Origin of the sequence: Ancylobacter oerskovii (assembly GCF_018390555.1) — a bacterium.
GTDB lineage: Bacteria > Pseudomonadota > Alphaproteobacteria > Rhizobiales > Xanthobacteraceae > Ancylobacter > Ancylobacter oerskovii.
In genome coordinates, this window is sequence record NZ_JAHBGB010000002.1 from 181,413 (window position 1) to 203,937 (window position 22,525).

Consider the following 22,525-nt stretch of genomic DNA (forward strand, 5'->3'; position numbering starts at 1 on the left):
ATGTCTCCTGGAGATCAGACGAGGGCGATCGGCCGGATCGGCGAGCCGGTGGCGCCGCTGATCCGCACCGGCAGGGCGACGAAGGCGAAGGCGCCGGCCGCCGCGCCGCTCAGTTCCTCGAGGTCGAGGTTCTCGATGATGTGGATGCCGTTCCGGGCGATCAGGATCATGTGCACCTCGAGGGTGATGTCGTGGTGGTTCATCACCTCGAAGGCGGAGGTGTCGGAGCCGACCGAGAAGGGCCGCCGCTCGGCGAGCCAGTGCCCGGCGGCGACGCCCGGCCCCGGCGCACCGGCGGAATCGAGCCCGAGATAGCGCGGTGAATCCGCCCAGAAGCGCGCCCAGCCGGTGCGCACCAGCGCGATGTCGCCGGGGCGCAGCTGCGTGCCCGACGCCTTCTCGGCGGCTTCGAGATCGGCGACGCTCACCTCATAGGCCGGCTCCAGCGCCTCGACGCCGAGGGTCTTGGCCACGTCGAGCAGTACCGCCCGCCGGAAGATCGGGCCGATGGTCTCGGCGCCGTGCACCTTGAACAGGCCGGTTCCCTGCTGCTCCTCGGCGGCGATGTGCTTGCCATAGAGCGCGCCGTGCTCGGAGACGTGGCACAGCGCGTCGATATGGGTGGAGGAGTGGGTGCTTGTGACCATCAGCTCGTTGGAGGAGGAATGGCCGCAGCAGCGCAGCACGTCGCCGTGCCGGTTGTTCAGGGTGATGTGGAAGGGCGGATGCGCCGGATGGATCGGCATGCCCTTCTGCATCGGGTGGCTGAGATCGATCTGCCGGGCGCCGGCAGCAGCGGCGAGCCACTCCTCCATGCGGAACGGTGGCGCGACGCGGGTTTCGATGTTCATTTAAGCGCGGCTCCCTTGGTTTCGGGCAGGAAGACGAGCACGATCAGCCCGGCCAGCAGGAAGAAGCCGGCGGTGAAGGCGAGCGCGCCTCCGAGGCCGAAGCTCGTCGAGAGAAGGCCGACAATGGCGGGCGCAAGCGCGCTCACGGCGCGGCCGGCATTGTAGATGAAGCCCTGGGCGGTCGCCCGGACATTGGTCGGGAACAGCTCGGCGAAGGTGGGGGCGAAGCCGCTGTAGAAGCCGGTGCCGAAGAAGGCGACCACCGGGCCGAAGACGAGCAGCATCGTCGGCGTCGAGATCAGCGTGTAGACCGGCACCGCCAGCGCCGAGAGCACGAAGTAGATGATGAAGGCGGCCTTCCGTCCGAGCGAATCCGCGACATAGCCGAAGGAGATGAAGCCGAGCGCGGCGCCCACCTGCATGATGACGATCCACGTCGTCGACTTCACGAGGTCGAGGCCGGGGCCGCCATTGGCGACGGGGGTGGCGAGCCAGGTGGGGATCCAGGTGAACAGGCCCCAATAGCCGCACATCGCCGCCGCGGTGAAGGCGAAGCCGACCGCCGTGCTGCGGCCGTGGTCGCGCAGCAGCATGCGGATGGTGGCGCCGAGCGACAGGCGCTCGGTCTGCTGCTTCCAGATCTCCGGCTCGGGCGTGTGGCGGCGGATCCAGAAGGCCAGCAATGCCGGGGCGAGGCCGAAGAAGAACACGCCCCGCCAGCCGACGAGCGGCAGGAACACCGCCGCGACGATCGCCGCCAGCGCGTAGCCGCTGGCAAAGGCGCTCTGCACCCAGGCCATCACCTTGCCGCGATGGCGGGCGGGCCAGGTCTCGGTGATCAGCGCCGCGCCGGCCGACCATTCGCCGCCGACGCCGAGGCCGACGACGATGCGGAACAGCAGCAGCTGCGTCACATCCTGCGACAGGCCGCACAGCAGCGTGCCGACCGAATAGCACAGGATCGACAGCACCATGGAGCGGGTGCGGCCGATACGGTCGGCGAGGAAGCCGAAGATCAGCCCGCCGAATGCCGTCGCCACCAGGCTCGCCGAGGCGATCATGCCGGCGGTGGAGCGCGACATGCCGAGATCGGCGCTGATATGGCTGAGCAGCATCGCGAAGAGCAGCAGGTCCATGATGTCCAGCGCCCAGCCCAGATAGGAGGACCAGAACGCCTGCCACTGGGCCTTGGTCGCGCCGACATACCAAGCAGTCTTCGGCCCGGACGCAGTTGTATTGTCTGCAACCTCGATCGTCACGAAATCCTCCCAAGGATTTTTATTGCTTTTATTATGTGATCCGGCGCGCCGAACGTTTCGCTCTGCGCGGCTCACGCCCGATGCGACGATCGTGGCGCGGCATTTGTTTGCCTGCTTCATAGGGCAGCGGCACGAGACGTCGCAATTGACCAATTTTCAACCCGGATGTGAGGCGAATTGACAGTGCGGCGCAGCGGCCGCATGGCTGCCGTCTCCGACGCGTTCGAGATGGTGCGCCATGACCCCTCCCTATCGCTCGCTGCCCACGCTGCAGGCGCTGCGCTGCTTCGAGGCCGCCGGCCGGCTGGGCAGCTTCTCCCTGGCGGCGGAGGAGATGTGCATCACCCACAGCGCCATCAGCCACCAGATCCGCGGGCTGGAGGAGGCGATCGGCCAGCCGCTGTTCCTGCGCCAGGGCAACCGGATGGCGCTGACCGAGGTCGGCCGCACGCTGCTGGCGGAGACCCGCCGCGCGCTCGACTATCTCAGCCACGCCTATGCCGTCGCCCATGAGGCGGCGATCCCGCGTCCGGCCGTGCTCAATCTCGCCGTGCAGATCGGCCTGATGGAGCACTGGCTGATGCCCCGGTTGTCCGAACTCGCCCGGCGGCTCGACGGGGTGGCGCTGCGCATCCGCAGCCTGCCCGACCTGTCGGAGGCCTGCGCCGATGATGTCGACGTGGCGCTGGTCTACGGCACCGGCGAGGTGCCGGGGATGATCTCGGAGAAGATCGCCGAGGAAGAGGTGTTTCCCGTCTGCAGCCCCGGCTTCCTCGAACGCCATCCCGCCATCAGCCTCGAGCGGATGCACGAGGCGCCGCTGCTGCTGCATTCGCGGGTGACGTGGAATTTGTGGCTCGAGCGGGCCGGGCTGCCGATCGTCTATCCGCAGCAGTCGATCATGCTCGACGATGTCGCCCTGACCGTGCGCGGGGCGCTGGCGGGCCAGGGCATCGCCATGGCGCGCTCGCTGCTGGTGCGCGACTATCTGGCCGACGGCTCGCTGGTGCGGCTGTTCGAGCTCTCGGTGCCCGGCATCTTCAGCTATCACCTCGCCTGCCGCTCCCGGGAGATACGCGAGCGCTACCGGGCGACGCTCGACTGGATCTGCGGGATGGCGCAGCCGGCGGCCGGCGGATCCTGACGGATCGGCCTCACGTCGCGGTTGCCGGGCAGCGGGCGGCGGCCCCATCCCCACCTTCTCGCGGCGGCCGTGCGACCAAGACTGCCGCTTTGCGCGGATACGGCCTAAGATACCTCTGCCCACCAGCCACGCGCCGGAACCCGGAGACGGGATGACGCGTTTGCGATCCGCCGGCGTGGCGCCAGCATGAAGGACGAGACACGATGTCGACCCCGACCGATTCCTTCCCCTCCACGCCCGCCGGTTCGCTCGCCGGCCATCTGCACGAACTGCGCGCCAAGTGGGGGTGGTTCGTCGCCCTCGGCATCCTGCTGATCATCGCCGGCGCCATCGCGCTCGGCAGCTCCTACGGCCTGGTGGTCGGCACGCTGGTCTCGGTCTACTACATCGGCGCGATGATGGTGGTGGGCGGCATCGCCCAGATCTTCCACGCCTTCGCGGTGAAGGGCTGGGGCGGCTTCTTCTTCTGGCTGCTCGACGGCCTGCTCTATCTGGTGGCCGGCGTCATCGCCTTCACCAATCCCGACCTCGCCGCCGCCGTGCTGACCCTGCTGCTCGGGGTGGCGCTCATCGTCGGCGGCATCTTCCGGCTGATCGCCGCCTTTCGCCTGCGCCCCGCCGCCGGCTGGGGCTGGATCCTGTTCTCGGCGGTGATCGCCATCCTCCTCGGCGTCGAGATCACCATCCAGTGGCCGATCAATTCCATGTGGATTCTCGGCCTGTTCCTCGGCATCGACCTCATTTTCAACGGCTTCACCGTATTGATGCTCGGCTTCGGACTGAAGAAGACGTGAGCGAGGTTTCGTGAGCCAGAGCGCCACCGCCCGACGTGTCGCGCAGGAACAGCCGACCGGGACGCCGGCTACGTCGACCGCCGTGTCGCCGGAGCCGGCCTCTTCGCCGCCGGCCGCCGGCGGCGCGCCGGGCACCGCCCCGGCCCCGCCGGCGCGGAGCGGGCGCGACCTGCGGCTCGACCTGTTCCGCGGGCTGGCGCTGTGGTTCATCTTCCTCAACCACATCCCCAACAATGTGGTGAACTGGATCACCAACCGGAATTTCGGCTTCTCCGACGCCACGGAGATCTTCGTCTTCATCTCCGGCTACACCGCCGCCATGGTCTATGGCCGCGAGATCGACCGCTCCGGCACGCTGGTGACGTCGGCGCGCATCCTGCGGCGGGCCTGGCAGCTCTACATCGCCTTCATCTTCCTGTTCGTGATCTATCTCGCCGAGATCTCCTACGTCGTCGGCTCCTTCTCCAACCCGCTCTATGCCGAGGAGATGGGCGCGCTGCAGTTCCTCTCCGAGCCGGACGTGGCGCTGGTGCAGGCGCTGCTGCTGAAGTTCCGGCCCGCCAACATGGACGTGCTGCCGCTCTACATCGTGCTGCTCGCCGGCTTCCCGCCGGTGCTGTGGATGCTGAAGCGCTGGCCGGACGCGACGCTCGCCGTCTCCTTCGCCGCCTATGCGCTGGCGCTCAATCTCGGCTTCAACCTGGCCGGCTATCCCGACGACCGGATGTGGTTCTTCAACCCGTTCTGCTGGCAATTCCTGTTCGTGTTCGGCGGCTGGTGCGGGCTCGGGGGCAGCGACCGGCTCGGCGGGCTGATCCAGAACCGCTTCGTCGTGGCGGCGGCGGTGGCCTATCTCGCCGTCTCGCTGGCGGTGGTGGTGAGCTGGTGGTGGCGCCCGCTGGAAGGGCTGGTGCCGGAAGCGATCGGCGCCCTCATCTACCCGATCAGCAAGACCGACCTCTCGCCGCTGCGCCTGCTGCACTTCCTCGCCCTGGCGGTGGTGGTGGTGAAGCTGGTGCCGGTGGATGCGCGCTGGCTGCGCTGGCCGCTGCTGCGCCCGATGATCCTGTGCGGGCAGAACTCGCTGGAAGTGTTCTGCTTCGGGGTCTTCCTTTCTTTCGCCGCACATTTCGTGTTGAACGAGATCGATAGCTCGCTGGCCATGCAGTTCATCATGAGCGTGGCGGGCATCTCCCTTATGGTGGCTCTTTCCGTGCTGTTGTCGTGGTATGCTCGCGTGGAGCGCGAGATGGCCGCGCGGAAATATGGGTAGACGGCGCGGATCCGACGTGAAACGCACGACGCTGGGACTGAGACTGGCCTGCATGGCGTTCCTGGCGGGCGGCGCTGCCGCTCCGGCCCGGGCCGAGCCCGTTTGCGCCGCGCCCTCCGAGCTCACCCGCGCCGGCTTCGGGCTGCCCCGCCTCGCCAAGTCGCTCGACGACAAGACGCCGACCACCATCCTGGTGATCAACTCCTCGGCCACGAGCGACAAGAAGCCGGCCAAGAGCACCGGCGCCGCCAAGGACGCGGTGCCGCGGCGCTTCCCCAGCTATATCGAGGAAATCCTGCGCGCCCGCTATCCCGACGGCGGCGTGGTGGTGGCGACGCAGAACCAGCCGCGCGCCACCGCGCAGGCGATTCTCACCGTGCTGCCCGACCTGCTGCGCGTCAACAAGCCCGCGCTGCTGATCTGGCAGACCGGCACCTATGACGCCATCCTCGGCGTCGATACCGGCGCCTTCGGCGACGCGGTGGGCGACGGCATCCGCCTCGCCCACGAGGCGAAGACCGACGTGATCGTGGTCGGCCCGCAATACAGCCCGCGCACCTCCTTCGCCTTCGACGTCGCGCCCTACACCACCGCGCTGCGCTGGACCGCGCGCGGCAACGGTGTGCCGTTCTTCGACCGTTACGACATCATGCTGTACTGGCAGGACGAGGGGATATTCGACCTCGATGCCGACCGCCCGTCGCCGACGCTGTTCGACGAGGTGCACAGCTGCATCGGCCGTCTGCTGGTCGGCATGATCGCCGACGGCGTCGACAAGAGAACCCTCGGCTCCCGCTAACCCCGAACCCCGACATCCGCCACGATGCACCTGACCCGCCTCGCGCTTCCGGGCCTCCTCGCCGCCTCGCTCGCCATACCGCTCCTGCCGCTGCCGGCGGGCGCCACGCCGCTGCTGGCGCCGAGCTGCCCGGCCGGCAATGTGGCGCTGACACGGCTCAGCCAGCCGCTGCCGCGCTTCGCCAAGGCGCTGCGCGAGGGCACGCCGGTGAAGATCGTCGCCATCGGCTCCTCCTCCACCGCCGGGGCGGGGGCGAGCTCGCGGGCGGCGAGCTATCCGAGCCGGCTGGAGGCGGCGCTGCGCCAGCGCTTCCCGGGCATCGACCTCACCGTGGTCAATCGCGGCATCAACGGCCAGGACGCGCCGGAAATGCTGGCGCGCTTCGACAAGGACGTCGCCGAGGAGAAGCCGACCCTGGTGCTGTGGCAGGCCGGGGTGAACGCGCTGTTCCGCGCCAACGGGCTCGACACCGCCGAGGCGCTGCTGCGCGAGGCGATCGCCCGCACCCGGGCGCTCGGCGCCGACATCGTGATCATCGATCCGCAATATTCGCCCAAGGTGATCGGCGATGCCGAGGCGCTCGACATGCTGCGGCTGCAGCAGCGCGTCGCCGACGAGGAAGGGATCGGCGTGTTCCACCGCTTCGCGCTGATGCGCGAATGGCACGAAGCCAAGGGGCTGGCCTTCGACGCCTTCACCTTCAAGGACGGCTTCCACATGAACGATTTCGGCTATGAGTGCTTCGCCAAGGGCCTTGGCGGATCGCTCGCGGCCAATGTGGACAGCCAGCTGCGCTCGGCCGATGTGAGCGGCCCGGCCTCGCTCGCCAAGCCGGCCAAGGCGGGCGCCGCGATGACCGGCACCGCCATTCCCGGCGCGGCGGCGCCGACCGGGAAGACCTCGAACCCGGCCACGACCGGCCCGGCGCCGGAAGGCCTGCCGGACAGCACGGCGACGCCGTAGGGGCGGTTCGGAGCCCCTCGATGGGTTGACGCGGGATACCCCGCGCCTCACTGGGCCGGTGTTCCCCCTCACCCCATCCCTCTCCCCAATGGGGAGAGGGAGCCGAGCGCCTGTCCAGCCATGTGACGCGGGAAGGCGAGGCTTCCATGGGTGGGGCGAGAGGGGAGCGGCGCGGGAAGGCGGACGACTCCGGTAGCGCGGGGCGAGCGCCGGTCCATACGTGTAACGGGGGCGGCGGGCGGCTTCACACCACCAGCGCGAGGGCGAAGCCGTCATAGCCCTTGGAGCCGACCGTCTGGACGGCGGTGGCGACGAGGCGCGGCTCGGCGGCGACCCTTTCCATGAAGCGGCGGATGCCCAGCACCGATTCGTCCGTGCTCGCGGGGTCGGCGGCGCGGCCGTCGCGCACCACATTGTCGGCGACGATCACCGTGCCGGGATGCGACAAAGCGAGCGCCGCCTCGAGGTAATGCGGGTTGTTCGGCTTGTCGGCGTCGATGAAGACGAGGTCGAACGACGCCTCGCCCGCCGCGATCATCGCCGCCAGCGTCGCCCGGGCGGGACCGACGCGGACCTCGACCCGGTCCGCCAGCCCGGCACGGGCGATATTGGCCTGCGCCACCTCGGCGTGATGCGGATCGAATTCCAGCGTGACGAGCCGGCCATCCGCCGGCAAAGCGCGCGCCAGCCAGATGGTGGAATAGCCGCCGAGGGTGCCGATCTCCAGGATGCGCCGGGCGCCGCGCATCAGCGCCAGCAGCATCAGCAGCTTGCCCTGGTTCGGCGCGACATTGATGGCCCGCAGCCCGGCGGCGTCGCTGGCTTCGAGCGCCGCCGCCAGCGCCGGATCGGGCGGCAGCAGCGTGTCCTCGATCCAGGTGTCGACCTGCGACCAGACCTCGTGGGTCATTCGTCGTCGCCGCGATCCGAGAAGGCTCCGCCGAAGCGCTTCATCACCGCCTCGCGGGCGGCCAGCACCTTCTTCTCGTAGTCTATCGCCATCGGCTCGGTCAGCACGCTCTCGAGGCCGGCGAGCAGCGCCCACAGCGCCGGCACCTCCGCCTCGTCCTCGACGAACTCGGCGAGCGCGTCGCCGTCCCCGTCGTCGACGGTGCGGGAGAGGAACTCGAACAGCACCACCGCCACCGAGCGGTCGATGTGCAAAACGATCTCTTCGGACGACTTGTCGGTGGGGCCGGTCGACGGCTTGGCGGCCATGGCATGCTCTCCGCGCGATTCCCCTCCATTCCTCTCATTTTCCGGGGCGCCACGCCACACGCTTTCGCAACAACTTGCTTTCGCGCGCCGGCCATGCTGCTAGACCGCGACCCCAGAGGAGAATCCCGGTGAGCGCGGAAGCAGACCTCCACACGGTGCGCGATTTCCTGCGCTACGCCATCAGCCGCTTCAATGCCGCCGAGCTCGGCTTCGGCCACGGCACCACCACCGCGCTCGACGAGGCCGCCTTCATCATCCTCGAGGCGCTGCACCTGCCGGTGGACGAGCTCGACCCCTGGCTCGACTGCCGGCTGACGGGGGGCGAGCGCGCCCGCCTCGCCGGGCTGATCGAGGAGCGCTGCCGCACCCGCCGGCCGGCGGCCTATCTCATGGGCCGCACCTATATTCGCGGCGTGCCGTTCAAGAGCGACGAGCGGGCGATCGTGCCGCGCTCCTTCATCGGCGAATTGCTGGCCGGCGACCTGTTCGGCGGCGAGGGCTTCGCGCTGGTGCCGGAGCCGGAGGCGATCGGACGGGTGCTCGATTTGTGCACCGGCTCGGGCTGCCTCGCCATCCTCGCGGCGATGCTGTTCAAGAATGCCGAGGTGGACGCGGTCGACCTCTCGCCCGAGGCGCTGTCGCTGGCGGCGGAGAACGTGGCGTTGCACGAGATGGAAGGGCGGGTGCGCCTGCACCAGGGCGACCTGTTCGCGCCGCTGAAGGGCAGGCGCTACGACCTGATCATCACCAACCCGCCCTATGTCGACGCCAAGACCTGCGCGGCGCTGCCGCCGGAACACCGCCACGAGCCGATGCTGGCCTTCGCCGGCGGGCCGGACGGGCTCGACATCGTCCGGCGCATCCTCGAGGAGGCGCCGAAGCACCTCGCCCGCGACGGCGGCCTCATCTGCGAGATCGGCACCGACCGGGAGATCCTCGAGGCCGAATACCCGCATCTGCCCTTCCTGTGGCTCGACACCGAGGACAGCGAGGGCGAGGTGTTCTGGCTGGCGGCCACGGATTTCGCCGCCGCGCGGTGAACCGGGCGGCCTCTTCGCGCTCATGGGGACAAGGGCGCGACTATCCGGCGCCGGCCGGATTTCCGCCACGAGACCGACGTGTCCTGCCGGGCAACGCCATCGCCCGAGAGGAAACCATGCGCCGCCCCCTCCCCCTCGCCCTGTCCGTCCTCGCCCTGTCCACCCTCGCCTTGCCCGTCCTGCTGCTGGCGGCCCCGGCCCAGGCGGCGACGCTATGCACCGCGCTTGCCGATGTGGCGACCGGCAAGGTGCTGAAGCAGGACGGCCCCGGCTGCGAGCAGCGGGTGAGCCCGGCCTCCACCTTCAAGATCCCCATCGCGCTGATGGGCTACGACGCCGGCATCCTCAAGGACGCGCACCAGCCGAGCTGGCCCTACAAGCCGGGTTATCCGGCCTGGCGCAAGGAATGGAAGGCGGATGTCGACCCCACCTACTGGATGAAGGAATCGGTGGTCTGGTATTCGCAGGAGATCACCCGCGCGCTCGGCATGGAGCGCTTCCGCCGCTATGTCGAGGGCTTCGGCTACGGCAACGAGGACGTCTCCGGCAACAAGGGCCGGAAGGACGGGCTGACCGAATCCTGGCTCTCCACCTCGCTGGACATCTCGCCCCGGGAACAGCTCGGCTTCCTCTCCCGCATGCTGCGCGGGGAACTGCCGGTATCGAGGCAGGCGGTGGCGATGACCGCGGAAATCATCCGCGTCGGCACCACGGCGAATGGCTGGGAGGTGCACGGCAAGACCGGCATGGGCTTCGCGCGCGATGCCAAGGGCAAGCTGGTGCGCGGCAAGCCCTATGGCTGGTTCGTCGGCTGGGCGACGAAGGACGGGCGCTCGGTGGCTTTCGCCCGGCTCGACCGCGACGCCGCGCGGCAGGACACGCCGACCAGCTGGCGGGCGCGGGACGCCCTGCTCGCCGAACTGCCAGCCCTGCTGGACGCGGTGAAGTGACGCCGGCGGCGCGCGGGGTATGGCGCCGCCAACCAAAGGATGAGGGCGCGATATCGATGTGTCAGGCGTCCCTCTCCCGCGGATGATGTCGGCGCGCGGCGACCCCGGCTAGGTTTTCTCCCACGGATTGCCGCCGTGGCGGCCGACCGGGGGGAGAACCACATGAACGCCCGCATGCTCATCGTCGTCGCCTGCGCCTATGTCGTCGCCGCGAGTCTCGTGGTGGCGCATCCGCCCGAGGATCCGAACGGCCCGGCGGTCCCGGCCGGCCGGCTGGCGCTGGCCCGGATGCCGGCCGACTAGCGGGACGGGTCGGCGCGGTTCCTCACCCGCCGCGCATGTGCTTCAGCACGGCGGCATCGGGCCAGCAATCGAGCGGCAGGCCATTGGCCTTCTGATAGGCGCCGAGCGCGGCGCGGGTCTTCATGCCGGCCTTGCCGTCGATCTTCTCGCCGTAGAAGCCCTGCCGCGTCAGCACCTGCTGCATGAATTCGAGGTCGCGGGTCTTCACCAGCGCGATCTCCTGCCAGGGCTGCGCGAAGGGGCGGTCCTCCTCGATGCGGTCGGCGAGATGGCCGACATAGAGCACGTAGAGATCGGCGAAGTTGTAGTTCTTCAGCGCGAAATAGTTGGCCGGCGTCAGGAAGGCGGGGCCGAACGGACCGGCCGGCATGATGATCGAGGCCTTGTCCTTCATCGCCGCGGGCGGGATGCGGCGGCCATCGGCGACCTTCACCCCGCGCTTCAGCCAGTCGGCGAGGGTGAGCGTCACCGCCGGCTCGGCCTGCGTGCAATCGAAGCCGGCCGGCACGGTGATCTCGTAGGCCCAGCGCTTGCCGGGCTGCCAGCCCTCCTCGCGCAGCAGGCTGGCGGTGGCGGCCAGCGCCTCGGGCACCGAGGTCCAGATATTGGCCGTGCCGTCGCCGTCGAGGTCGACGCCGTACTTCAGATAGCCGGTCGGCATGAACTGGGTGAGGCCCATGGCGCCGGCCCAGGAGCTCTTCATCTCCGCGCGCTTCACATGCCCCTCGTCGAGGATCTTCAGCGCGGCGAGGAATTCGGCGCGGAACTCATCCTTGCGACGGCCGACATAGGCCTGCGTGGCGACGACCCGCAGCGCGTCATGGTTCAGTTTGGCGCCGCCATAGGACGTCTCGCGCGCCCAGATGGCGAGCAGGATCGAACCCGGCACGCCGAACTGCTTCTCGATGGCGGCGAGTTCGCCCCGGTACTGCGCCGCCAGCTTGCGTCCGCGGGATGCATAGGAAGCGATCGCCTTGTCGGAGAGATAGGCGGCCGGGGTCTGCACGAATTCGGCCTGCGCCCCCGGCTTCTGCGGCTTGCCGGGAATGGCGAGGTCGGGGAGCGAATAGTCCGGCTCCAGCCCCCTCGTCTCGCGCTCGAAGGTGGCGCGGGAGATGCCCATCGCCTGCGCCGCCGGCCATTGCGCCGCCAGCCAGCGGTCGAAGGCGGCGTCCGCGCGGGCGGGGGCCGATGCCGCCACGAGGGCAAGCAGGGACAGGGTGCAGGCGGCGAAGCGGGTCAGGATGCGCATGCGCCCTATGTAGCCCAGCGGGGGCGATGTGGAAAATCACCGCCGGTTCAGGCACGGCTGTCGGATCGGCGCGCCGCCGGACGTCCTTGAAGCGCCGGCGCGACGCCGGCGATCAACGGGAGAGAGACGATGGGACTGAAGCAGGCGATCACCCCCTATCTGTGGTTCGACGGCACGGCGGAGGAGGCGGCGAACTTCTACGTCTCGGTGTTCCCCCATTCGCGCATCCTCACGGTGGCGCATTATTCCGGGATCGACCCCGAGCGGGAGGGCCAGGTGCTGGCGGTGCTGTTCGAGCTCGACGGCGTGAAGTTCGGCGCCATCAATGGCGGGCCGATGTTCAAGCTCAGCGAGGCGACCTCGTTCCTGATCGACTGCCGGACGCAGGAGGAAATCGACTTCTACTGGGAGAAGCTCGGCGCCGGCGGCCAGTACCAGGCCTGCGGCTGGCTGAAGGACCGCTTCGGTCTGTCCTGGCAGGTCAACAGCCAGGAACTGGTCGAGAAGGCGCATGCCGACCCCGCCATCTCGCGGCGGGTGATGGCGGTGATGATGGAGATGACGAAGATCGACCTCGCCGCGCTGGAGAAGGCGGCCGCGGGGGCGTGAGCCCCCCGCCTCAGCCCCCTCGCCTCGCCGGCCCTAGCGCACCGCGACGATGAACAGCCGCGGGAAGCGCAGCAGTACCTTGCCGTCCACCCGCGCCGGATAGGCCTCGGCGAGGCGCGCCGTGTAGGCGGCGAGAAAGGCCTGGCGCTCGGCGGCGTCGAGCGGATCGAGATAGGGGCGCAGCGCCGTCGACTTGAACCATTCGGCGATGGCGGCGGCGCCGTCGAGCGCGTGCTGGTAGTGGGTGTGCCAGATCTCGACCCGCTGCGCCTCGGACTTGAGCCGATCATAATAGGCGCCGACCTCCGGCAGCTCGTCGCGGGTGGCGCCGGCGATCTTGCTCGCCCAGGGCCCTTCCGCCGCCGTCCGGGCCATCAGCACATGCGAGGGTTCGGCGACATTGTCGGGCATCTGCACGGCGAGCACGCCCCCCTCGGGCAGCGCCGCCAGAAGACGGTGCAGGACGGCGGGATGATCCGGCACCCACTGGAACACGGCATTGCCGAAGATCAGGTCGGTGCCGGGTTCCGGCTGCCACGTCGCGACATCCGCCACCTCGAAGCGCGCGGCCGGCAGGCGCTCGCCGGCCTGCTTCACCATGTTCGGTGACGAATCGAGGCCGATCACCTCGGCGCCCGGCCAGCGCTCCGCCAGAAGCTGGGTGGAATTGCCCGGCCCGCAACCGACATCGACGACCCGGCGCGGCGCCTCGAGCGGCACCTGTGCGAGCAGGTCCCGCGAGGGCCGCGTGCGCTCGTCGGCGAATTTCAGGTAGAGGGCGGGGTTCCAGTCTTCGGTGGAGCTGCGCATGGGCCTGCCGTATCGATGAGGTGGCGGGAACATGCCGCATGCGTGGGACGAGGCCAAGAGCCGCCCCGCAAGAACGCGGGATGGCGCCGGCCCCGACGGGCCGTGACCCGATCCTCCGCAAGGGAACCATCGCTTCCGCCTGCCGTTGGCCCGGCATGCGCAGGCTTCGTGCGCGAGCTTCATGCGCAGGCTTCGGCCGCGACGGGAGGCTTCATGCGTCACCTCGACATCGATCTCGACGGCACCGCGATCTTCTACCGCGAGGACGGCCCGCGCGACGCCCCCGCCCTGCTGCTGCCGCACGGCTATCCCGGCTCCTCCTACCAGTTCCGACGACTGATGCCGGCGCTCGCCGACCGCTGGCGCACGCTGGCGCCGGATTTTCCCGGCTTCGGCTACAGCGCGACGCCGGACAGCTTCGGCTATGATTTCGACGCCTATGCCAGCTTCCTCGCCGCTTTCACCGACCGGCTCGGCCTCTCGCGCTACGCGCTGTGGCTGCACGACTATGGCTCGCAGATCGGCTTGCGGCACGCCATCGCCCATCCCGGGCGCATCGCGGCGCTGATCATCCAGAACGGTGACATCTACGCGGACGCGCTGGGGCCGAAATATGCGGCGATCCAGCGCTACTGGGCGGAGAAGTCGCCGCAGGCGCATCGCGTGCTGGAGGAGGCCGTGAGCGAGGAGGGCTTCCGGCACGAATTCATCGGCGAGGTCGATGCGCAGATCGCCGAGCGCGTGCCGCCGGACCTCTGGAAGCTGCACTGGCCGCTGATGGACACGCCGGCGCGGCGGGCGCTCTCGCTCGGGCTGATGGAGAAGCTGGAGGAGAATCTGGCCTGGTTCCCGCGCTACCAGGCCTATCTGCGCGCATATCAGCCGCCCACCCTGATCGTATGGGGGCCGAAGGACGGCTACATGCCGGCGGAAGCGGCGCTGGCCTATCGGCGCGATGTGCCGGAGGCGGAACTGCATCTCATCGACGGCGCCGGGCACTGGCTGCTGGAGACCCATTTCGACGCGGCGCTGCCGCTGGTCCGCGACTTCCTCGGCCGCGTGCATGCCGGATAGCGCGCGCCGGGAAGGAGACCCGCCATGAAAAAAGCCGGCACGGGGCGATCCGTGCCGGCTTTCGGTCGTGCCGGAGCGGCGGGCCGCCCCTCTCTCAGCGGGTGAACTTCTTGTACTTCAGCCGGTGCGGGATGATCGAATCCGTGCCGAGGCGACGCTTCTTGTCCTCCTCGTAATCGGCGAAGTTGCCCTCGAACCACTCCACATGGCTGTCGCCCTCGAAGGCGAGGATGTGGGTGGCTATGCGGTCGAGGAAGAAGCGGTCATGCGAGATGATGACCGCGCAGCCGGCGAAGTCCTCCAGCGCCTCTTCCAGTGCGCGCAGCGTCTCGACGTCGAGGTCGTTGGTCGGCTCGTCCAGCAGAAGGACGTTGGCGCCCTGCTGCAGAATCCGGGCGAGGTGGACGCGGTTGCGCTCGCCGCCCGACAGCATGCCGACCTTCTTCTGCTGGTCGCCGCCCTTGAAGTTGAACGCCGAGCAATAGCCGCGCGAATTGATCTCGCGCTTGCCGAGATACAGCACCTCGTTGCCGCCGGAGATCTCCTCCCAGACGGTCTTCTTGTCGTCGAGGGCGTCGCGGCTCTGGTCGACATAGCCGAGCTTCACGCTCTCGCCGATGGTGATCGAGCCGGCATCCGGCTTCTCGGCGCCGGTGATCATGCGGAACAGCGTGGTCTTGCCGGCGCCGTTGGCGCCGATGATGCCGACGATGCCGCCCGGCGGCAGCTTGAAGGACAGGTCGTCGATCAGCAGCTTGTCGCCGAAGCCCTTCTTCAGGCCGTCGAAGTCGATGACGTTGTTGCCGAGGCGCTCGGCCACCGGGATGATGATCTGCGCGGTGGTCGGCGCCTTGTCGGCCGCCTTGCGGACCAGCTCGTCATAGCGCTGGATACGCGCCTTGTTCTTGGCCTGGCGCGCCTTGGGCGAGGCGGAGATCCACTCCTGCTCGGCGGCCAGCGCCCGCTGGCGGGCCTCTTCCTCGCGGCCTTCCTGCGCCATGCGCTTCTGCTTCTGCGCCAGCCAGGAGGAGTAGTTGCCCTCATAGGGAATGCCGCGGCCGCGATCGAGCTCGAGGATCCAGCCGGTGACGTTGTCGAGGAAGTAGCGGTCATGGGTGACGATCAGGATCGCGCCCGGATAGTTCCGCAGATGGCCTTCCAGCCAGTTGGTGGTCTCGGCGTCGAGATGGTTGGTGGGCTCGTCGAGCAGCAAGAGCTCGGGCTGCTCCAGCAGCAGCCGGCACAGCGCGACGCGGCGGCGCTCGCCGCCCGACAGCTTGGTGACGTCGGCGTCGTCAGGCGGGCAGCCGAGCGAATCCATCGCCTGGTCGACCTTGCTGTCGAGGTCCCACAGGCCCTGCGCCTCGATCTCGTCCTGGAGGGCGGTCATCTCGTCCGCCGTCTCGTCCGAATAGTTCATGGCGAGCTCGTTGTAGCGATCGAGGATCGCCTTCTGCTTGCCGACGCCCTCCATGACGTTCTCGCGCACGGTCTTGGTGGGATCGAGCGCCGGCTCCTGCGGCAGGTAGCCGACGCGGGCGCCCTCGGCGACCCAGGCCTCGCCGGTGAAATCCTTGTCCATGCCGGCCATGATCTTGAGCAGGGTCGACTTGCCCGAGCCGTTGGGGCCGAGCACGCCGATCTTGGCCGTGGGGTAGAAGGAGAGATGGATGTTCTCCAGCACCTTCTTGCCGCCCGGATAGGCCTTGGTCATGCCGTGCATGTGGTAGACGTACTGGTAGGAAGCCATGAGCCGAACCTTGGATGCCGAGCCTTGGGGTGCCGACCGCGCGACGCGCGGCCTTGCGGAGTGCCGAAGCGGGAAATGTGAGGTCGGCCGCTATGTAACCTTCGTGCCGGCCAGCGGCAAGGCCGTCGGCCCTCGCCGGCAGCGCGCGGGATTTTTTCCATCGGTAACGGAACGCCGTCGACGGCCATGCGTTAACGAGGGCCGCGCCGAAGCCCGGAGCGGCGCCCTGCATTTCATTACCTCCTTGATCGGCCCGGGGGCGGCTATAGACCGACACGACGGTTGATCGAGACGGCATCAGGATAAGGCATGCACCCCACGCCCCGATCGGATTGGGCCCTCTTTCTCGACATTGACGGCACGCTGATCGAGCATGCCGACCATCCCGAAGGGATCACCATCCCCGAGGGCCTGCCGACGCTGCTGATGCGGTTGCAGACGACGTTCGCCGGCGCCGTCGCGCTGGTCTCCGGCCGCACCATCGAATGGATGGACCGGCGCTTCGCGCCCGCCCGCCTCGCCGCCGCCGGCCAGCATGGCGCGGAGCTGCGGCTGAAGGCCGATGGCAAGGCGGTGCCGCTCGCCATCCCGGCATGGCGCAAGCGACTGGAGACGGAGCTCGATACGGCGCTGACGGCCTGGCCGGGCGTCTATCTGGAGCACAAGCCGCTGTCGCTGGCGGTGCATTACCGCGCGGTGCCGCAATTCGAGGAAGAGGTGAAGGCGACGATCGCCGTCATCACCAACCGGCTCGGCTCGGATGTCGAATTGCTGGCCGGCCGCTTCGTGGTGGAGATCCGCCAGATCGGCCTCACCAAAGGCACGGCGGTGAAGCGCTTTCTCGAGACCGCGCCCTTCGCCGGCCGGCTGCCGGTGTTCCTCGGCGATGACGTGACCGATGAGGACGGCTTCGGCGCCGTCAAGGCGGCGGGCGGCCTCGCGGTGGCGGTGGGACCACGCCCGACCGACCAGGCGGATTTCCGCCTCGACGGGCCGGAGGAGGTGCGTTTCTGGCTCGCCTCGGTCGCCGCCGAGACCCTCGGGACGGCGGAGGCCACGCGATGAGCTCCAATCTCAACCTCGCCGCCATCGGCAACGGCACCATCGCGGCGCTGGTCGATCCGAACGGGCGCATCGCCTGGTGCTGCTGGCCGCGCATCGACGGCGACCCGATCTTCTCGGCGCTGCTCGGCGGCGAGGAGCCGGCCGGCGGCTTCTTCGACGTGGTGCTGGACGGGCAGGTGAAGGCGACCCGCCGCTACCAGGCCAATACCGCCATCATCGAGACGGTGCTGGAGAGCGCCGACGGCGCGAAGCTGCGCATCACCGACTTCGCCCCGCGCTTCAAGCTCTATGACCGCATCTACCGCCCGGCGACCCTGGTGCGGCGCATCGAGCCGCTGGCCGGCACCTGCCGCGTCACCATCCGCCTGCGGCCGCATTTCAACTGGGGCGAACAGAAGCCGCAACCGGTGCGCGGCTCCAACCACATGCGCTTTTCCGGCGAAGACTTCACCGTGCGCGCCACCACCGACCTGCCGATCGTCTACATCGCCGAGGAGCGCCCCTTCGTCCTCGGCAGGGCCGCGACGATCGTGCTGGGGCCGGACGAGCCGTTCGCCAATTCGCTCACCGACACCGCGCGCTCCTTCGAAGAGAAGACGCGCGACTACTGGCACGACTGGGTCCGCTATCTCTCCATCCCCTTCGAATGGCAGGACGCGGTGATCCGCGCCGCCATCTCGCTGAAGCTGTGCGCCTATGAGGAGACCGGCGGCATCGTCGCGGCGCTGACCACCTCGATCCCCGAGGCGCCGCATTCCATCCGCAACTGGGACTACCGGCACTGCTGGCTGCGCGACAGCTATTTCACCGTGCGGGCGCTGAACCTGCTCGGCGCCACCCGCACCATGGAAGACTATATCCGCTACCTCACCACCGTGATCGCCTCCGAGCCTTCCGGGCGGCTGGCGCCGGTCTATTCCATCGTGCCCGGCACGCCGCTGGAGGAACGCTTCGCCCCCGCCCTGCCCGGCTTCCGCGGCATGGGGCCGGTGCGCGTCGGCAATCAGGCGGCCGAGCAGGTGCAGAACGACGGCTATGGCCATGTGGTGCTGGCGGCGGCGCAGATGTTCTTCGACCATCGCCTGCCCAATCGCGGCGACCGGGCACTGTTCGAATTGCTGGAAGGCGTCGGGGCGCGGGCGGCGGAATTCGCCTTCGAGCCGGATGCCGGCCTGTGGGAGCTGCGCGGCAAGCGGCGGGTGCATACCTTCTCGTCGGTGATGAGCTGGGCCGCCTGCGCGCGTCTCGCCCGCATCGCGCGGGTGCTCGACCTGCCGGATCGCGCCACCTACTGGAAGGAGCAGGCGACCTCGATCCGCACCCGCATCCTCTCCTTCGCCTGGAACGAGAAGATGAACAGCTTCGTCGACGCCGATGTCGACGGGCAGATCGACGCCAGCCTGCTGCTGATCGCCGATCTCGGCTTCGTGCGGCCGGACGACCCGCGCTTCATCGCCACGGTGGAGCGGGTCGGCAGCGAGCTCAAGCGCAACGGCTATCTGATGCGCTATGCCAGCGAGGACGATTTCGGCCTGCCGGAGACGTCCTTCACCATCTGCTCCTTCTGGTATGCCGGCGCGCTCGACATGATCGGCCGCCGCGACGAGGCACGCGAGATGTTCCAGAGCCTGCTCGACCGCCGCAACGAGGCCGGGCTGCTCTCCGAGGACATCGACAACCAGACGCTGGAGCTGTGGGGCAACATTCCGCAGACCTATTCGATGGTGGGGCTTATCGACACGGCGATGCGCCTGTCGAAAACATGGGAGGAAGCGTTCTGGCGCGGCTCGTAATCGTATCGAACCGGGTGGCCTCGCCGAAGGAGCGCGGGGCCAAGGCGGGTGGACTGGCCGTCGCGCTGCGCGAAGCGCTGAACAAGCGCGGCGGGGTGTGGTTCGGCTGGAGCGGGGAGACCCAGGTCGACCCGCCGGCCGAGCCCAAGATCTTCCGCTCCGGCAAGGTGACCTATGCGCTGCAGACGCTCGATCCCGAGGACCAGCGCGACCACTATGCCGGCTATGCCAACGGCACGCTGTGGCCGCTGTGCCATTACCGGCTCGGCCTGCTGAACTTCCGCCGCACCGAGTGGGAAGGCTATCGCCGCGTCAACGCCACCTTCGCCCGGGCGCTGATGCCGCTCCTGAAGCCCGACGACATCGTCTGGGTGCATGACTACCACTTCATCCCGCTGGCCAGCGAATTGCGCGCGCTCGGCTTCGAGGGGCGGATCGGCTATTTCCACCACATCCCCTGGCCGACGCCCGAGGTGTTCCTCACCCTGCCCTCGCATGCGGCGCTGGTGCGGGACCTGTCGCGCTACGATCTGGTCGGCCTGCAGACCGAGCACGACGTGCGGGCGCTGCTCACCTATGTGTCCAGCGAGGCGCGCGGCTGGATCGCGCCGGGCGGCGTGGTGGGGCTGCGCGACCGGCGCTTCCGCGTCGCCACCTACCCGATCGGCATTGACGCCGACGCCTTCGTGCGCGACGCGCAGGCGGCGGCCGGCAGCGAGGACGAGGAGCGGCTGGAGGCCAGCCTCGCCGGGCGGGCCCTGGCGGTGGGCGTCGACCGGCTGGACTATTCCAAGGGCCTGCCGAACAAGTTCGCCGCCTTCGGCGAATTGCTGAAGAGCCACCCGGAGCGCCGTTCCACCGTCACCATGATGCAGATCGCTCCGTTCAGCCGCGGCGAGGTGGCCGAGTATCGGGCGCTGCGCCGCGAGCTGGAGGAGCTCGCCGGCTCGATCAACGGCGAATATGCCGAGTTCGACTGGGTACCGCTGCGCTACCTCAATCGGCCGTTCCAGCGCGCGACGCTGGCCGCCATCTACCGCACCGCCCGGCTCGGCGTGGTGACGCCGCTGCGCGACGGCATGAACCTCGTCGCCAAGGAATATGTGGCGGCGCAGAACCCCGAGGACCCCGGCGTGCTGGTGCTCTCGCGCTTCGCGGGCGCGGCCGACGAGCTCTCGGGCTCGGTGATCGTCAATCCCTACGACGTGGAGGGCATGGCCGACGCGCTCGACACGGCGCTGTCCATGCCGCTCGACGAGCGCCGCGACCGCTGGCGGGCCAATATGGACAAGGTGGCGCGCAACACCATCCACCGGTGGTGCGAAAGCTTCCTGCACGACCTGTCGGGGGTTGACGACTATGGTGCCGACGTCGAACCTGTGGGCAGTCCTCCCCCTGCGAAGAAACCGCGCAGCCGACGGTAGACGGCCAGCGGCGCGCCTTCCCGCCTCTCAACCTCTCGGCGACATATGTGGCAGGTTCCTCCCGATCCGGTGAATGAAGCCGAACGACTGGCCGTGCTGGAAGCCTGCCGGATGATGGACTCGCCGGGCGACGAGCGCTTCGACCGGCTGGCCTGGCTCGCCCAGCACGTCTATGAGGCGGACGTCGCCTTCCTCAGCTTCGTCGACGCGCACCGCCAATGGATGAAATCGCTGAGCGCGCCGCTGGTCGGCACCGCCATCGACCGCAAGCTGTCGGTGTGCCAGCACATCATCTCCACCGGCGCGCCGTTGATGTCGCCAGACCTGCAAAGCGACCCGCGCTTCGAGGGCCATCCCGTGGTGCCGAAGATCCCGCTGCGCTTCTATGCCGGGGTGCCGCTGATCGCCGCGCCCGACCTTGCGATCGGCTCGCTCTGCGTGATGCGTCGCGAGCCGGCGCCGCCGACGGCTCCCTTCGACTTCGCCCCGCTCGAGGCGCTCGCGGCCATCGCCGTCGACGCCGTGGCGCTGGCGCAGCGCAATGAGGAGCTGACCGCGGAATCGCGCATCGACGCCCTGACCGGCCTCGCCAATCGCCGCGGCTTCGACGACGCGCTGCTGCAGGCCGCCGGCATCTGCAACCGCAGCGGCGAGCCGCTGGCGGCGCTGCTCATCGATGTCGACCGCTTCAAGACCATCAACGACCAGCTCGGCCACCTCGCCGGCGACATGGTGCTGCGACGGGTCGGCGAGGCGCTTGCCGGCGTGGCCCTGCGCCAGGGCGACACCCTCGCCCGCTATGGCGGCGAGGAATTCGTGATGCTGCTGCCCGGCAGCGACCTCGCCGGCGCGATGGAAGTGGCGGCGCGCACCCGCGACCGGCTCGTCGCGGCCGGCATTCCCCGGCCGGAGAACGGCCTCGTCACCGTCAGCATCGGCGTGGCGGCGCAGCCCGGCGACGCGATAGACGGGCTCGGCCTGATCGCCCGCGCCGACGCCGCGCTCTACGCCGCCAAGCGCGCCGGGCGCGACCGCGTGGTCGGCGACGGCGCCGAGGCGAGCGTCAACTAGCCGGGCGCGACGCCGCGGCCGCCGTCAGGCTTCGATGCGCCCGACATCGGGCAGCCAGCGCACCGACATGGCGAAACCCTGCGTGCCGCCCGGCGGGACATGCACGAGGCCCGGCTTGTCCGTGAACTCGCCGGAGGCCCCTTCCGGGCTGGCATAGCCGTGCCACGGCTCGATGCACAGGAAGGGGGCGCCGGGCTTCGACCAGATGCCGAGCTGCGGCATGGTGGGAAACGCCACCTCCAGCCCCGGCAGGCCCGCTACGCCGAAGCGCACATGATGCGAGCGCGGCGCCGTGAAGATCAGCGCGTCGCGCTCGAACAGGGCATCGGTCGGCTCGAGCACATCGCCATGGATGAGCGGGCTCGGCTCGGTGGCGGCCGAGAGCAGGCCACCGACCGGACGGTGGATCGGCGCCACCTCCGCCTTCTCGAACACCAGCCGGTGCTCGGCACGGCTGCCGCCATAGGGCAAGGGCCAGAGGAAGGCCGGATGGAAGCCGAAGCTCGCCGGCAACGGCTCGGCGCCGGGATTGGAAACGGTGGCGGTGATGAGGAGGGTCGCCTCCGCCAGCGCGTAGGTGACGCGCAAGGCGAAATCGAACGGGTACTGCGCCCGGGTCTCGGCATCGGCATCGAGGCCGAAGGTCGCCGAGGACTCGGTCTTTTCCAGGAGGGTGAAGACCCGGCGGCGGGCGAGACCATGCTGCAGCATCTTGTAGCGCTGTCCGCGGTGCACCAGTTCGTCGCCCGGAAGCCGGCCGACGATGGGGAACAGCAGCGGCGCCCGCCCGCTCCAGAAGGCGGCATCGCCATGCCAGAGCAGATCGCGCCCCTGCGCGTCGCGCAGGCGGACCAGCTCGGCACCGAGCGGAGCGACCTGCGCCGACAGATGATCGGAGGCGATGGAAACCGCCGCTTCCACATCCCCCGCGACGGCAGCGTTAGGTGTCGGTTCGACGCTCATGGCGATCTCCGCTCGCTTCATCTCGCCCGAGACTACCGCGATTCCCGCGCGGGCGACCATCGGAAGGCACCCGCCCTTCGCAAGCGCGAAGAAATATATTGCATTGCAAAGTTTTCGAAA

At 69.1% G+C, this 22,525-nt stretch carries 22 protein-coding genes; 14 read left to right on the top strand and 8 right to left on the bottom strand.

The annotated features are described in order from the left end of the window. Positions 1-14: 14 nt before the first annotated feature. Together KHC19_RS01120 and KHC19_RS01125 are read right to left on the bottom strand one after the other, a co-directional pair. Positions 15-851: a cyclase family protein gene (locus tag KHC19_RS01120; protein WP_213350184.1), complete on the bottom strand. Its 837-nt coding sequence runs from the start codon at positions 849-851 to the stop codon at positions 15-17. Next, positions 848-2,110, bottom strand: a complete 1,263-nt coding sequence (locus KHC19_RS01125; RefSeq protein ID WP_213350185.1) for an MFS transporter — start codon at positions 2,108-2,110, stop codon at positions 848-850. The genes KHC19_RS01120 and KHC19_RS01125 overlap by 4 nt, the downstream gene beginning before the upstream one ends. 238 nt (positions 2,111-2,348) lie before the next feature. Here KHC19_RS01125 and KHC19_RS01130 point away from each other — a divergent pair, with 238 nt between their 5' ends. The 5 genes from KHC19_RS01130 to KHC19_RS01150 all read left to right on the top strand — a co-directional run bounded on the left by KHC19_RS01130 (position 2,349) and on the right by KHC19_RS01150 (position 7,083). Continuing rightward, entirely contained in the window at positions 2,349-3,254 is a 906-nt protein-coding gene (locus KHC19_RS01130; protein WP_213350186.1) for a LysR substrate-binding domain-containing protein, read from the top strand. A 203-nt stretch (positions 3,255-3,457) separates the two neighbouring features. Beyond that, positions 3,458-4,048 (top strand): HdeD family acid-resistance protein, encoded by a 591-nt coding sequence (locus tag KHC19_RS01135; RefSeq protein WP_213350187.1) that lies wholly within the window; start codon positions 3,458-3,460, stop codon positions 4,046-4,048. Positions 4,049-4,130: 82 nt separating this feature from the next. Then, on the top strand, positions 4,131-5,321 hold the full coding sequence (locus KHC19_RS01140) for an OpgC family protein (protein ID WP_213350989.1): 1,191 nt from the start codon (positions 4,131-4,133) through the stop codon (positions 5,319-5,321). 16 nt (positions 5,322-5,337) lie between these two features. Next, positions 5,338-6,120, top strand: a complete 783-nt coding sequence (locus tag KHC19_RS01145; RefSeq protein ID WP_343207627.1) for an SGNH/GDSL hydrolase family protein — start codon at positions 5,338-5,340, stop codon at positions 6,118-6,120. A gap of 24 nt (positions 6,121-6,144) precedes the next feature. Beyond that, a complete protein-coding gene (locus KHC19_RS01150; protein ID WP_213350188.1) occupies positions 6,145-7,083 on the top strand; it encodes an SGNH/GDSL hydrolase family protein in 939 nt (312 codons plus the stop codon). 244 nt (positions 7,084-7,327) lie between these two features. Here the strand turns inward: KHC19_RS01150 and KHC19_RS01155 are convergent, their stop codons facing one another. Further along, positions 7,328-7,993 carry an O-methyltransferase gene (locus KHC19_RS01155; protein WP_213350189.1) on the bottom strand — a complete coding sequence of 222 codons (666 nt, stop codon included), beginning with the start codon at positions 7,991-7,993 and terminating at the stop codon, positions 7,328-7,330. After that, positions 7,990-8,301 (bottom strand): hypothetical protein, encoded by a 312-nt coding sequence (locus tag KHC19_RS01160; protein ID WP_213350190.1) that lies wholly within the window; start codon positions 8,299-8,301, stop codon positions 7,990-7,992. The genes KHC19_RS01155 and KHC19_RS01160 overlap by 4 nt, the downstream gene beginning before the upstream one ends. A gap of 128 nt (positions 8,302-8,429) precedes the next feature. On the opposite strand from KHC19_RS01160, the gene prmB reads away from it, so the two are divergent. The 3 genes from prmB to KHC19_RS01175 all read left to right on the top strand — a co-directional run bounded on the left by prmB (position 8,430) and on the right by KHC19_RS01175 (position 10,594). Next, positions 8,430-9,341, top strand: coding sequence for a 50S ribosomal protein L3 N(5)-glutamine methyltransferase (gene prmB / locus KHC19_RS01165; protein WP_213350191.1), 912 nt, complete (start codon positions 8,430-8,432; stop codon positions 9,339-9,341). Between the two features lie 116 nt (positions 9,342-9,457). Continuing rightward, positions 9,458-10,291: a class D beta-lactamase gene (gene blaOXA, locus KHC19_RS01170; RefSeq protein ID WP_213350192.1), complete on the top strand. Its 834-nt coding sequence runs from the start codon at positions 9,458-9,460 to the stop codon at positions 10,289-10,291. A gap of 162 nt (positions 10,292-10,453) precedes the next feature. Further along, entirely contained in the window at positions 10,454-10,594 is a 141-nt protein-coding gene (locus tag KHC19_RS01175; protein WP_213350193.1) for a hypothetical protein, read from the top strand. A gap of 22 nt (positions 10,595-10,616) precedes the next feature. Here the strand turns inward: KHC19_RS01175 and KHC19_RS01180 are convergent, their stop codons facing one another. Continuing rightward, a complete protein-coding gene (locus tag KHC19_RS01180) occupies positions 10,617-11,846 on the bottom strand; it encodes a lytic murein transglycosylase (RefSeq protein ID WP_213350194.1) in 1,230 nt (409 codons plus the stop codon). Between the two features lie 129 nt (positions 11,847-11,975). Between KHC19_RS01180 and KHC19_RS01185 the strand changes: the two genes are divergently transcribed. Further along, entirely contained in the window at positions 11,976-12,455 is a 480-nt protein-coding gene (locus tag KHC19_RS01185; RefSeq protein ID WP_213350195.1) for a VOC family protein, read from the top strand. Positions 12,456-12,488: 33 nt separating this feature from the next. Here the strand turns inward: KHC19_RS01185 and tam are convergent, their stop codons facing one another. Next, positions 12,489-13,265 carry a trans-aconitate 2-methyltransferase gene (gene tam / locus KHC19_RS01190; protein ID WP_213350196.1) on the bottom strand — a complete coding sequence of 259 codons (777 nt, stop codon included), beginning with the start codon at positions 13,263-13,265 and terminating at the stop codon, positions 12,489-12,491. Positions 13,266-13,478: 213 nt separating this feature from the next. Here tam and KHC19_RS01195 point away from each other — a divergent pair, with 213 nt between their 5' ends. Beyond that, positions 13,479-14,339 (top strand): alpha/beta fold hydrolase, encoded by an 861-nt coding sequence (locus tag KHC19_RS01195; RefSeq protein ID WP_213350197.1) that lies wholly within the window; start codon positions 13,479-13,481, stop codon positions 14,337-14,339. 94 nt (positions 14,340-14,433) lie between these two features. On the opposite strand, the gene ettA is transcribed toward KHC19_RS01195, so the two are convergent. Further along, a complete protein-coding gene (gene ettA / locus KHC19_RS01200; RefSeq protein WP_213350198.1) occupies positions 14,434-16,089 on the bottom strand; it encodes an energy-dependent translational throttle protein EttA in 1,656 nt (551 codons plus the stop codon). A gap of 309 nt (positions 16,090-16,398) precedes the next feature. Between ettA and otsB the strand changes: the two genes are divergently transcribed. Genes otsB through KHC19_RS01220 form a run of 4 tightly spaced genes read left to right on the top strand, consistent with a single transcriptional unit; the run spans position 16,399 to position 21,442 of the window. Then, positions 16,399-17,154 carry a trehalose-phosphatase gene (gene otsB, locus KHC19_RS01205; protein WP_213350199.1) on the top strand — a complete coding sequence of 252 codons (756 nt, stop codon included), beginning with the start codon at positions 16,399-16,401 and terminating at the stop codon, positions 17,152-17,154. After that, positions 17,151-18,947: a glycoside hydrolase family 15 protein gene (locus KHC19_RS01210; RefSeq protein WP_213350200.1), complete on the top strand. Its 1,797-nt coding sequence runs from the start codon at positions 17,151-17,153 to the stop codon at positions 18,945-18,947. The genes otsB and KHC19_RS01210 overlap by 4 nt, the downstream gene beginning before the upstream one ends. Beyond that, a complete protein-coding gene (gene otsA / locus KHC19_RS01215; protein WP_213350991.1) occupies positions 18,932-20,371 on the top strand; it encodes an alpha,alpha-trehalose-phosphate synthase (UDP-forming) in 1,440 nt (479 codons plus the stop codon). Before KHC19_RS01210 ends, otsA begins: the two co-directional genes overlap by 16 nt. A 45-nt stretch (positions 20,372-20,416) precedes the next feature. Next, positions 20,417-21,442, top strand: a complete 1,026-nt coding sequence (locus KHC19_RS01220) for a sensor domain-containing diguanylate cyclase (protein WP_213350201.1) — start codon at positions 20,417-20,419, stop codon at positions 21,440-21,442. 24 nt (positions 21,443-21,466) lie between these two features. Here KHC19_RS01220 and KHC19_RS01225 read toward each other — a convergent pair whose 3' ends face one another. Then, positions 21,467-22,405: an aldose 1-epimerase family protein gene (locus KHC19_RS01225; protein ID WP_213350202.1), complete on the bottom strand. Its 939-nt coding sequence runs from the start codon at positions 22,403-22,405 to the stop codon at positions 21,467-21,469. Positions 22,406-22,525 lie beyond the last annotated feature (120 nt).

Excerpts from the sequence above, each read along its gene's own strand:
- KHC19_RS01175 (WP_213350193.1), top strand. The coding sequence starts at position 10,454 with ATGAACGCCCGCATGCTCATCGTCGTCGCCTGCGCCTATGTCGTCGCC.
- KHC19_RS01195 (WP_213350197.1), top strand. The coding sequence starts at position 13,479 with ATGCGTCACCTCGACATCGATCTCGACGGCACCGCGATCTTCTACCGC.
- KHC19_RS01225 (WP_213350202.1), bottom strand. The coding sequence starts at position 22,405 with ATGAGCGTCGAACCGACACCTAACGCTGCCGTCGCGGGGGATGTGGAA.
- KHC19_RS01210 (WP_213350200.1), top strand. The coding sequence starts at position 17,151 with ATGAGCTCCAATCTCAACCTCGCCGCCATCGGCAACGGCACCATCGCG.
- KHC19_RS01130 (WP_213350186.1), top strand. The coding sequence starts at position 2,349 with ATGACCCCTCCCTATCGCTCGCTGCCCACGCTGCAGGCGCTGCGCTGC.
- tam (WP_213350196.1), bottom strand. The coding sequence starts at position 13,265 with ATGCGCAGCTCCACCGAAGACTGGAACCCCGCCCTCTACCTGAAATTC.
- KHC19_RS01220 (WP_213350201.1), top strand. The coding sequence starts at position 20,417 with ATGTGGCAGGTTCCTCCCGATCCGGTGAATGAAGCCGAACGACTGGCC.
- KHC19_RS01120 (WP_213350184.1), bottom strand. The coding sequence starts at position 851 with ATGAACATCGAAACCCGCGTCGCGCCACCGTTCCGCATGGAGGAGTGG.
- KHC19_RS01155 (WP_213350189.1), bottom strand. The coding sequence starts at position 7,993 with ATGACCCACGAGGTCTGGTCGCAGGTCGACACCTGGATCGAGGACACG.
- KHC19_RS01135 (WP_213350187.1), top strand. The coding sequence starts at position 3,458 with ATGTCGACCCCGACCGATTCCTTCCCCTCCACGCCCGCCGGTTCGCTC.
- KHC19_RS01180 (WP_213350194.1), bottom strand. The coding sequence starts at position 11,846 with ATGCGCATCCTGACCCGCTTCGCCGCCTGCACCCTGTCCCTGCTTGCC.
- blaOXA (WP_213350192.1), top strand. The coding sequence starts at position 9,458 with ATGCGCCGCCCCCTCCCCCTCGCCCTGTCCGTCCTCGCCCTGTCCACC.
- KHC19_RS01150 (WP_213350188.1), top strand. The coding sequence starts at position 6,145 with ATGCACCTGACCCGCCTCGCGCTTCCGGGCCTCCTCGCCGCCTCGCTC.
- KHC19_RS01160 (WP_213350190.1), bottom strand. The coding sequence starts at position 8,301 with ATGGCCGCCAAGCCGTCGACCGGCCCCACCGACAAGTCGTCCGAAGAG.
- ettA (WP_213350198.1), bottom strand. The coding sequence starts at position 16,089 with ATGGCTTCCTACCAGTACGTCTACCACATGCACGGCATGACCAAGGCC.
- otsB (WP_213350199.1), top strand. The coding sequence starts at position 16,399 with ATGCACCCCACGCCCCGATCGGATTGGGCCCTCTTTCTCGACATTGAC.
- KHC19_RS01185 (WP_213350195.1), top strand. The coding sequence starts at position 11,976 with ATGGGACTGAAGCAGGCGATCACCCCCTATCTGTGGTTCGACGGCACG.